Source organism: Streptomyces sp. CBMA156 (assembly GCF_014596515.1).
Taxonomy (GTDB): Bacteria; Actinomycetota; Actinomycetes; order Streptomycetales; family Streptomycetaceae; genus Kitasatospora.
In genome coordinates this window covers 22,872-33,068 of the sequence record NZ_MSJQ01000354.1, presented here as the reverse complement: position 1 = coordinate 33,068, position 10,197 = coordinate 22,872, and the positions used below count along the sequence as shown (strand labels likewise).

General features: G+C 72.7%; 8 protein-coding genes and 1 pseudogene. 7 read left to right on the top strand and 2 right to left on the bottom strand.

All coding sequences use genetic code 11. The annotated features are described in order from the left end of the window. The 3 genes and pseudogenes from BU198_RS42770 to BU198_RS30955 form a co-directional block, all read left to right on the top strand. Nucleotides 1-238: pseudogene (locus tag BU198_RS42770) on the top strand (RpiR family transcriptional regulator); the annotation flags it as partial. Between the two features lie 160 nt (nucleotides 239-398). Beyond that, entirely contained in the window at nucleotides 399-1,022 is a 624-nt protein-coding gene (locus BU198_RS30960; RefSeq protein WP_188300163.1) for an FxLYD domain-containing protein, read from the top strand. 302 nt (nucleotides 1,023-1,324) lie between these two features. Further along, on the top strand, nucleotides 1,325-3,142 hold the full coding sequence (locus BU198_RS30955; RefSeq protein WP_188296343.1) for a glycosyl hydrolase family 18 protein: 1,818 nt from the start codon (nucleotides 1,325-1,327) through the stop codon (nucleotides 3,140-3,142). Nucleotides 3,143-3,362: 220 nt separating this feature from the next. Here the strand turns inward: BU198_RS30955 and BU198_RS30950 are convergent, their stop codons facing one another. Beyond that, nucleotides 3,363-3,944 (bottom strand): MarR family winged helix-turn-helix transcriptional regulator, encoded by a 582-nt coding sequence (locus BU198_RS30950; RefSeq protein ID WP_188296344.1) that lies wholly within the window; start codon nucleotides 3,942-3,944, stop codon nucleotides 3,363-3,365. A gap of 144 nt (nucleotides 3,945-4,088) precedes the next feature. Between BU198_RS30950 and BU198_RS30945 the strand changes: the two genes are divergently transcribed. From BU198_RS30945 to BU198_RS30930, 4 genes are all read left to right on the top strand, one after another. Next, nucleotides 4,089-5,393, top strand: coding sequence for an MFS transporter (locus BU198_RS30945; protein ID WP_317620038.1), 1,305 nt, complete (start codon nucleotides 4,089-4,091; stop codon nucleotides 5,391-5,393). Nucleotides 5,394-5,601: 208 nt separating this feature from the next. After that, nucleotides 5,602-7,224 carry a dolichyl-phosphate-mannose--protein mannosyltransferase gene (locus BU198_RS30940; protein WP_188296346.1) on the top strand — a complete coding sequence of 541 codons (1,623 nt, stop codon included), beginning with the start codon at nucleotides 5,602-5,604 and terminating at the stop codon, nucleotides 7,222-7,224. Nucleotides 7,225-7,271: 47 nt separating this feature from the next. After that, entirely contained in the window at nucleotides 7,272-8,057 is a 786-nt protein-coding gene (locus tag BU198_RS30935; RefSeq protein ID WP_188296347.1) for an ABC transporter permease, read from the top strand. Between the two features lie 262 nt (nucleotides 8,058-8,319). Continuing rightward, a complete protein-coding gene (locus BU198_RS30930) occupies nucleotides 8,320-8,907 on the top strand; it encodes a TMEM165/GDT1 family protein (protein ID WP_188296349.1) in 588 nt (195 codons plus the stop codon). 30 nt (nucleotides 8,908-8,937) lie between these two features. Here BU198_RS30930 and BU198_RS30925 read toward each other — a convergent pair whose 3' ends face one another. Then, nucleotides 8,938-10,170, bottom strand: coding sequence for a peptidoglycan-binding domain-containing protein (locus tag BU198_RS30925; protein ID WP_188300162.1), 1,233 nt, complete (start codon nucleotides 10,168-10,170; stop codon nucleotides 8,938-8,940). Nucleotides 10,171-10,197 lie beyond the last annotated feature (27 nt).

Below are 10,197 nucleotides of genomic sequence, written 5' to 3'. Positions count from 1 at the left end.
GTACCCGGCCTTCCTCGGCGCGACCGGGCTGGCGATCGGTCTGGCCGGCGCGGGCCGGTACTCGCTGGACCACCTGACCGGCCACGTCCTCGACCGCCCGTGGGTCGGGCTGGCGGCCTTCGTGGCGAGCGCCGCCGGGGCGTACGGCGTGGTCGCGCGGCGCCGGCACGCGGTGCGGCTGCGCGAGGAGCGGGCCGCGGTGGAGACGGACGCCCAGGAGGGCTCGGGGCTGTCGTAGGGCTGTCCCGGGGCCCGTTCTCGCACGGCCTGCCGTCCTGCGGCCCGGCGGTCGCTTCACCCGGAGGCAGCAGCCCTGCTGGCGGCGGTCCACCGGCCCTCGGAGGGTGGGCGGGGAGGCGTGCCGGGAGGCCCGGCGCCGACCGGAAACGAGGGACCGCATGGACCGCCAGCCGCTCACCCGCGCCAGCTCCCCGACCCCGCCGAGGGCCACCGCGCAGGACCTGGACGCACCGCCGGTGCGCAGCCGACGACGCGTGGCGGCGGGGGTGGTGGCGCTGGCGGTGTTCGGCGCCGCGGTGCTGGCCGGCTGCTCGTCCGGCAAGAGCGCGAGCACCGTGGCCTCCGAGGCGGCGGCAGCGGTGGAGAAGGGCGCGAGTGCCGCCGCCTCCGCCGCCTCGGCGCTGGCCACGGCGGCCGGCGGGGCGGGCGCGGCGATCGCCTCGGCGGAGGCGAAGGCCTCGGCGGCGGTGTCGGCGGCCTCCTCGGCCGTCGCCGGGATCAAGGGCGGGCTGGACGCGAAGGGGGACGTCACGGCCGGGGCGGTGACCACCGGTTCGGACGGCAAGGCGCAGGTGCCGCTGACCGTCACCAACCACGGGCAGCAGTCGTACCGGTACGTGATCCAGCTGAACTTCACCGACGAGTCCGGCAAGGTGCTGGACGCGACCGCGGTGACCGTCCAGGACGTGGCCGCGGGGCAGAGCGCCCAGGCCACCGCGCACGGCAACCGGGAGCTCACCGGCACGGTGAAGGCCGAGGTGGCCAACGCCGTCCGCTACTGACTCAAGCCGAAACCGCCCAGCTCAGCAGGGGGTTGGAACCTTAAGCGGGGCTCAAGGCCCAACAGGACCCCTTGACGGGGCAGTTGGTCTAGTCCATTTTTATTGCCCAGGTGCAGGGAGCCCCTGAACCGGCGTCAGCAGCCTTGTGCTGCTGACGCCGGTTTGGCACATCCCGGTAGTCCGTCATGGTCTGAAACCGCTCGATTCCCCACCCATGCCTGTCATGTCCCGGTCGTCCGGCCCCACCCCGGACGCGTGCCCCCGGGGCGACGGGACCCCCCACAACCAGGAGTCACGCACCCATGCTGCGCTCACGCATTGAAAGGGCCGGGACCCCGGCTCCGCAGGAGGGCCGGCGCCGCCGTCCCAAGAGCCTGGCCGCCATCGCGGCCGGCACCACCGCCTCCCTGCTGCTCGGCGCCGGCCTGGCGCTGTCCGGCGGCGCCGCGGCCAACGCCGCGACCACCAACTCCACCGGTGCGGCCGCGAGCAGCGGTGGCATCAAGGTCGCCTACTTCGACCAGTGGTCGATCTACGCGAACGCGTACTACCCCAAGACGATCCAGGACACCGGCGTCGCCAAGAACCTGGACTACCTGATCTACGACTTCGCCAACATCCACCCGACCGACCTCGGGTGTTTCCAGGCGACCAAGGCCGCCGACACGAACGACAACAACCCCAACGCGGGTGACGGCGCGGCCGACGCGTTCGCCGACTACCAGAAGAGCTTCGGCGCGGACATCTCGGTCGACGGCGTCGGCGACGTCTGGAACCAGCCGATCGCGGGCAACTTCAACCAGCTGAAGAAGCTGAAGGCGAAGAACCCGAACCTCAAGGTCCTGCTCTCCATCGGTGGTTGGACCTACTCCAAGTACTTCTCGCCGGCCTCCGCCACGGACGCCTCGCGCAAGCACCTGGTGTCGTCCTGCCTCGACATGTTCATCAAGGGCAACCTCCCGCAGGAGGGTGGCTTCGGCGGACCGGGCACGGGTGCCGGCGTCTTCGACGGCATCGACATCGACTGGGAGTACCCGGGCGGCGGCGGCCACACCGGCAACATCTCCAGCCCGGCCGACAAGCAGAACTTCACGGCCCTGCTGAAGGAGTTCCGCACCCAGCTGGACGCCCAGGGCAAGACGGACGGCAAGACCTACGCCCTGGCGGCGGCGGTCGGCGCCGGCCAGGACAAGATCATGAACGTCGAGACCGACAAGATCGGTCAGTACCTGACCTTCCTCGACGTCATGACCTACGACATGCACGGTGGCTGGGACCCGCAGGGTCCGACCAACCACCAGGCCGCGCTCTACTCCGGCCCGAACGACCCGTCGGGTCCGGCCAAGCCGGGCAACGGCAAGTACTCCATCGACAACGCCATCAAGGCGTGGACCGTCGGTGACAAGGAGTACGGCATCCCCGGCGGCTTCCCCGCCAACAAGATCAACATGGGTGTGCCGTTCTACTACCGCGGCTGGACCGGGGTGAAGGACAACGGCAAGCACGGGCTCTTCCAGCCCGCCACCGCCCCCGCGGGCGGCGCCGCGAACTCGGGCAACGTCCCCGGCATCCAGATGTACAAGGAGCTCGCGGGCTTCGTCGACAACCCGGCCAAGACCTTCTGGGACGACGAGGCGAAGGCCACGTACTTCTACGACGGCAACACCTTCTGGAGCGGTGAGGACGCCAAGTCGATCCAGGCCAAGCTCGACTACGCGCACTGCAACGGTCTCGGCGGCGCCTTCGTCTTCTCGCTGTACGACCTGGGCACCAAGACCGCGCTGTGGGACAAGGTCGTGAGCGCCACCAACGGCTCCGCCACCGGCTGCCCGGCCCCGCCGACCGGCACGCCGACCCCGACCCCGACCGACACCCCCACCGGGACGCCGACCGGCACCCCGACCGGCACCCCCACGGGCACGCCGACCGGTACCCCGACCGGCACCCCGACCGGGCCGGCCTGCCAGGCCGCGCCGAGCTGGGACACCAACACCACCTACGCGACCTCGACCAAGGTCTCCTGGAAGGGCCACTACTACACCAACAAGTGGTGGACCAAGGGCGACGACCCGAGCCAGAGCGGCCAGTGGGGCGTCTGGACCGACAACGGTCCCTGCTGACGGTCGACGGACCGCCGAGGGCCTGACGGACCCTCGCAGCACCTGACGTGACGAGTCCGGCCTGCCGGGAGGATCATCCTCCCGGCAGGCCGGACTCATGCGTTCTCCCCGGCAGCGCTCCCGGCTGTGCGCCCCGGCTGTGCGCCCCGGCTGTTCTCCGGGCCCCCGGGTCGCTCCCGGGGCGGCTCCCCGTGTCGCTTCCGGGGCCGCCTCCCGCGGGCTACGCCGGGTCGGAGGTGCGTCCGGGCGCGTCCGGGCGGCTCTCCTCGATCCGCCGCAGCATCCGCTCCAGCATCGAGGAGAGCACGGTCCGGTCCTCGGCCGGGACGTCCTGGAGCAGCTCCTCCTCGAACACCGCCGCCATCCGCATCGACTCCAGCCACTTGTCCCGGCCGGTCTCGGTCAGCTCGATGATCACCCGCACCCGGTTGCTCTCGTCCCGCTCCCGGGTGACCAGGCCGTCGGCCAGCATCCGGTCGATCCGGTGCGTCATCGCCGCCGGGGTGAGCCCGAGCCGCTTGGCCAGCTCGCCGGGGCCGAGCCGGTACGGGCTGCCGGAGACCACCAGCGCCTTGAGCACCTCCCACTCGGCGGAGGTGATTCCGAGCACAGTCAGCTGCCGGTCGTACGCCACGCCCATCCGCCGGGAGACCCGGTTGAGGGTCTGCACGATCGTCTCCACCTGGGGGTCGACGGTGGGGAACTCCCGCTGGTAGAGGGCCACCTGCTCGGCGATGCCGAACTCCAGGGGGGTGGCCGGGGCGGGCTTGCCGGTGGCCGGCCGCGGCTTGTCCGTAGTCATGCGGACCAGTGTCGCACGAGCGTGCACTCCTTAAGCCTTTGACTCCGCACTCTTCCGGTGCTAAGACTTTATCTCGTCAAACTTTAGCTCTGAACTCTTCTGGATCTAAGAGTATCCAGTCGAAACCAGGAAGGGATGTGCACGGTGACCGGCACGGTGAAGCAGCAGAGGCAGCAGCGGCGTGGAGCGGGCGGCCCGCTGCGCCGCGTCCAGATCGGCAACGCGCTCAGCGCGTTCGGCAGCGGCTTCACGATGCCGTACATGTTCGTGTACGTGGACCAGGTGCGCGGGCTGGGCTCGCTGGCGGCCGGGATGGTGTTCACCGTCTTCGCGCTGGCGGCCCTCGCCGTGCTCCCGTTCATCGGCCGCGGCATCGACAGGTACGGCCCCCGCCCGGTGCTGCTGGCCGGGACGGCGCTCGCCGCCACCGGCGCGTTCGCCTTCGGCCACGCCACCGGCACCCCGGCCCTGCTGGTCTCCTCCTTCCTGTTCGGCGCGGGTGTCACCACCTGCCAGCCGGCGCTCGCCACGATGATCGTCCGCTGCTCCACCGCGGCCACCCGCTCGCACGCCTTCGCGCTCCAGTTCACCCTGGTCAACCTGGGCATGGGCATCGGTGCGCTGGTCGGCGGGCAGATCGTGAACGTGTCGGACCCGGCCAGCCTCACCCGGCTGTTCACCATCGAGGCGGCCACCTTCCTCGGCCTCGCCCTGGTCACCGGCACCGCCCGGATGCCCAAGCTCCAGCTGAGCGTCGTCCAGGAGAAGACCGAGGGCCCGACCGGCCTGCGCGCCCTGGTCGCCGACAAGGCGATGCTGCGGCTCTGCCTGCTCGCCGGGCTGATCTTCTTCACCTGCTACGGCCAGTTCGAGTCCGGCGTCGCGGCCTTCGCCACCGACACCGTCGGCACCGCGCCCTCCACCCTGGGCTTCGCGATCGGCGCCAACGCGCTGACCATCGTGGTGCTCCAGATGTTCATGGTGCGGATCACCGCGCGCCGCCGCCGCACCACCGCGATGGCCGCGGCCGGCGTGGTCTGGCTCGGCGCCTGGGCGATGGCCCTGGTGGCCGGTCTGATCAGGACCGAGACCATGGCCGCCACGGTCGCCATCGTCTCGATCTACGCCCTCTTCGGGGTCGGTGAGTCGCTGCTCGCACCCACCATGGGCCCGATCGTCGCGGACCTCGCCCCGGCCCGGATGCTCGGCACCTACAACGCCGGGTACTCCCTGGTGAAGCAGATCGCGATCGCGGTCGGCCCGGCCGTCGGCGTGCTGCTGGTCGGCTCCGGCACCTGGCCGCTCTACCTGGCGGCCATGGCGGGCTCCACGGTGCTGATCGTCGTCATGGCGATGCGGCTGCGTCCGTACCTCACGCCGGAGCAGGACAACGCGGCCCCGGCCGTGGTCCACTCGGTCCCGGTCCGGGAGCTCCAGACCGCCGCATAGCGGAACGGCCCCGAGGGGCGTTCACGACGGGCGCCGACCAGGTCACCTGGTCGGCGCCCGTCGCGCTTGGCTTCGCGAGCACCGCCACATAGTGTCAGTGGCTGTTGACCGCCGCCCCGGCCCCGGCCGGCGCGGCAGGCCCCGGGGCGAGCCAAGCGCCGGGCAGAGCCAGGACACAGGCAGAGCAGACAGGCGAATCGGCGAGGCTATGACGCAAGCGGCGCTCACGCACCCACCGGCGGCCCCGGCCCCTTCCACCCCGGCACCGGCCCCGCGCGGGGGCCTGGTCCGCTGGGCGGCCGACCGCTCCGGCTGGCTCGGACCGATCGGCGTCGCGCTCTTCGCAGGCCTGCTGCGGTTCTGGAACCTCGGCTACCCCCGTGCCTTCGTCTTCGACGAGACGTACTACCCCAAGGACTCCTGGTCGCTGCTCCGGCAGGGCTACGAGGGCACCTGGCCCGACCACGCCAACGCCGACATCCTGGGCCACCCGCAGTCGATCCCGCTGAGCTCCGCGCCCGAGTTCATCGCGCACCCGCCGCTCGGCAAGTGGGTGATGGCGATCGGCGAGCAGCTGTTCGGACTGACCCCCTTCGGCTGGCGGTTCATGACCGCCCTGCTCGGCACCGTCGCCGTGCTGATGCTGGCCCGGATCGGCCGCCGGCTCCTCGGTTCCACCCTGCTCGGCTGCACCGCCGCACTGCTGATGTCGGTGGACGGCCTCCAGCTGGTGATGAGCCGGGTCGGCCTGCTCGACGGCATCCAGATGTTCTTCGTGCTCGCCTCCTTCGGCAGCCTGCTGATCGACCGCGACCACGTCCGCGCCCGGCTGGCCGCGGCCGTCGACGGCGACAGGGTCCGGCTCGGGTGGCGCCCCTGGCGGATCGCCGCCGGGGTGTTCGTCGGCGCGGCCTGCGCGGTCAAGTGGAACGGCGCGATGATCCTCGCCGCCTTCGGCATCCTGACCGTCCTGTGGGACCAGTCCGGCCGCCGCGGGGCGGGGGCCCGCCGCCCCTGGCGCTCCATGCTGCGCCGGGACGCCGTCCCCGCCTTCCTCGCCATGGTCGGCTCCGCCTTCGTGGTGTACGTCGGCTCCTGGAGCGGCTGGCTGGCCACCGGCGGCACCGGCGCCGACGGCGGGGGCGGCTACGACCGGCACTGGGCGGACGGGCGCGCCGGGCTCTCCCCGGACAGCGTCCTCGGCATCCCGCTGCCGCAGGTCTCCATGAGCTGGGTGCCCGCGCCGCTGCGCAGCCTGTGGCACTACCACGCGCAGATGTACGACTTCAACACCGGCCTGAGCACCCCGCACACCTACCAGTCCAACCCGTTCTCCTGGCTGGTCGACGGCCGCCCGGTCTCGATGTACTGGGAGCAGATCCCGGACGGGCAGCGCGGCTGCACCTCCTCGGGCGGCTGCGCGGCCCAGATCCTCGGCCTCGGCACGCCGTTCCTGTGGTGGACGGCCTGCTTCGCGCTGGTCTACCTGCTGTGGCGCTGGTTCTTCCGGCGGGACTGGCGCTCGGGCGCGGTGCTGTGCGCGGTGGCCGGGATCTACCTGCCCTGGTTCCAGTACCAGGAGCGGACGATCTTCTCCTTCTACATGGTCGTGCTGGTGCCGTTCCTGTGCCTGGCCGTCGCCCAGATGCTCGGGGCGATGCTCGGCCCGGCCGGATGCAGTCCGGAGCGCCGCCGGATCGGGGCGATCGGAGCCGGGGCGATCGTGCTCGCCATCGTCGGCTGCTTCGCCTTCTTCTACCCGCTCTACACGGCGGAGGTGATCCCGATGTCGTCCTGGCAGGACCGGATGTGGTTCACCAGCTGGATCTGACGGGCCGGGCCGATGGGCTGGATACGTGACGTGACGGGCTGGAACTGATGGTCCCGGTGGATCTGGCGGCGGCCGGGGGCCAGCTGCTGCCGGTCACCCCGGTGCTCGGGGTGGTCACCGCGGTGCTGCTGCTGGCCGCCGTCGCGGTGGCCGGCTGGTGCCTGCTCGGCCACGGGCACGCGGTGCTGCGGGCCGGGCTGCGCGCGGTGGTGCAGCTGGCCGCGGTCGCCGCGGTGATCACCTGGGTGGTCGGTTCGCTCTGGTGGTCGGCGCTGTTCGTGGTGCTGATGTTCACCGTCGCGGTGCGCACCGCGGGGCGTCGGATGACCCCGGGGCCGGACTGGGTCCGGGCGGCCGCCCCGATCGGTGCCGGGGTGCTGCCGGTGCTCGCCCTGCTGCTGGGCGTCGGACTGCTGCCGCCCCGGGGCCTGTCCGTCATCCCGGTCGCGGGCATCCTGATCGGCGGCGCGCTCAGCGCGACCTCGCTGGCCGGCCGGCGGGCACTGGACGAGCTGCGGCTGCGGCACGGCGAGGTGGAGGCCGCGCTGGCGCTCGGCTTCGAGGAGCGCGATGCCCGGCTGGAGATCTGCCGGACGGCGGCGGCGACCTCACTGGTCCCTGCGCTGGACCAGACCCGGACGGTCGGCCTGGTCACCCTGCCGGGGGCGTTCGTCGGGATGCTGCTGGGCGGGGCCTCGCCGGTCCAGGCGGGGGCGGTGCAGCTGTTCGTCCTGATCGGGTTGCTGGCGGTGGAGTCGGTGGCCATCGTGGTGGTGCTGGAGTTGGTCGGCCGCGGGCTGATCGCGGCCGAGCCGGGCGGGGCCGCCAGGTAGGCGGGGCGGCCTCCGGGGACCGGCAGGGTTCCCGGGGAGAGGTGGTTGACGCCGTCGGGTACGCTTGGGGCCGTTGAAGGGGAGTAGCCCTCCACCGGACCGTCGACATACTGGCCCCCAGGGGCCCGGCGCCCGGGGCACCGTCCGAAGGGCGGCGCCGGCGAGACCTTCGGCCGCAGTGCTGTGACCATGACCAGTGCTGTCGGGCCGGAGCGTCCCCTGACGGAGCCGCGGTGGCCGGGCAGCCCGACCGAGGAAACTTCTGATGAGTCTCACCGTTGCCGCGTTGACCTTCGGCATCATCTTCCTGGCCGAACTGCCGGACAAGACCGCGCTGGCCAGCCTGGTGCTCGGCACCAAGTACCGCGCGAGTTACGTCTTCGCGGGCATCGCCGCCGCCTTCGCCCTCCAGGTGGGCCTCGCGCTCGTCGCCGGGCACCTGCTCACGCTGCTGCCGCACCGCTGGGTGGAGGGCGTCACCGGCGCGCTGTTCCTGGTCGGCGCGGCGATGCTGCTGTTCCACGGAGGTGGCGACGAGGACGAGCACGCGGCCAAGGAGCCGTCCTCGAACAGCTTCTGGAAGGTGTCCGGGGCGAGCTTCGTGGTGGTCGCGATCGCCGAGTTCGGCGACCTGACCCAGATCATGACCGCCAACCTGGCCGCCAAGTACGCCGACCCGCTGGCCGTCGGCATCGGCTCCTGGCTGGCGCTGTGCGCGGTCGGCGGGATCGCCATCGTGGGTGGGCAGAAGCTGCTCAAGCACGTGCCGATGAAGCTGATCATCCGGGTGGCGGCGACGATCATGGTGGTGCTGGCGGGCATCAGCATCTTCGGGGCGATCACCGGCTGACGCGGGCGGTCACCCGCTGACGCCCGGCGGTCAGCAGCTGTTGCGCTTGTCCAGGGCGGCACGGGTGTTGGGGCCGAAGACGCCCCGCTTGTCGCCCTTGATGTCCCAGATCCACTGGACGTAGCCGACGGTGTTCACGGTGGTGTCGTCGTACTGGCCGGTCACCGGCACCGTCGCCCAGCACACGACCTTGGCGAGCTGCTGCTGGAGCGTGGTGACGTCGGGGCCGCTCATCCCGTACTGCAGCACCCGGGGGGTCGGGGCCGCGGTCGGGGACGTGGTGGGCGTCGCGGCCGGGGTGGGCGTCGGGGTGGGGGTCGGCGTGGGCACCTGGACCGGGGGCGGGGGCGCGGAGGGGGCCTCGGGGGTCGGCGTGGGTGCCGGCGTCGGGGCGGCGACCGTCCTCGTCGGGCTCGGCTTGCGGGTGGGGGTCGGCGTCGGGCTGGGTGCCTCGCTGGTCGGCGGCGCCGTGCTCGGGGTGGGCGTCGCCAGGGTGGGCGGGTCCACCGGGGCGGGCGCCAGGGTGGTCGTCGGCAGTGGCTGCGCCTGCTTGGCCGGCGGCTCGTCGGAGGGCGTCACCGCGTACGCGATGCCGATGGTGAGCGCCATCAGGGCGGCGCCGACTCCGGCGAGCAGCCCCTTGCGCCGGGCGAGCGGGTGCTCTTCGGCCTGCTCGGCCGCCCGTCTGGCGGCCCGGCCGCCGCCGGCCTCCGGCGCGGGCGTGTCCGGGCCCTGTCCGAACGGGAAGAGGCCGATCTCGTTCCCGTCCGGCGTCGGAGACGGCGTCTGCGGCTGCGTCCGTGTCTGCTGCTGCGTCTGCGGCTGCATCCGGGCCTGCGCGGCCGCCGGGTACCCGGGGGCGCCGCCCGGCCCGGCGGGCGGGACCGGCGGCAGCACGGTGGTGGCGTACGCGTCCGGGTGGTCGCCGGTGCCGGGCCCGAACGGGGCCTGCCCCGGGCCGACGGGCGGGAAGACGGTGGTGGCGTACGCGTCCGCGTCCGGGCCGAGCGGGGGAGAGGCCGGCGGACCGGGCCGCCCCGGGGGGACCGGCGGCAGCATCGTGGTCGCGAAGGGGTCCACCACCGGGGCGCCCGGGTGGGCCTCGTCGGCCACCTGGCCGGCGGTCTGCGGAACGTACGGGCGGACCAGCGGCGGGCCCTCGATGTGGGGCAGGACGGCGGTCTCGGTGAGGCTCGGGTCCGGGACGCAGCCGCACCCGGTGGAGCGTGCGGTGCCGCACGTCGGGCAGTGCTGGTCCGGCATCGGCCGGTCCTCCTCGGTTTCGCGTCG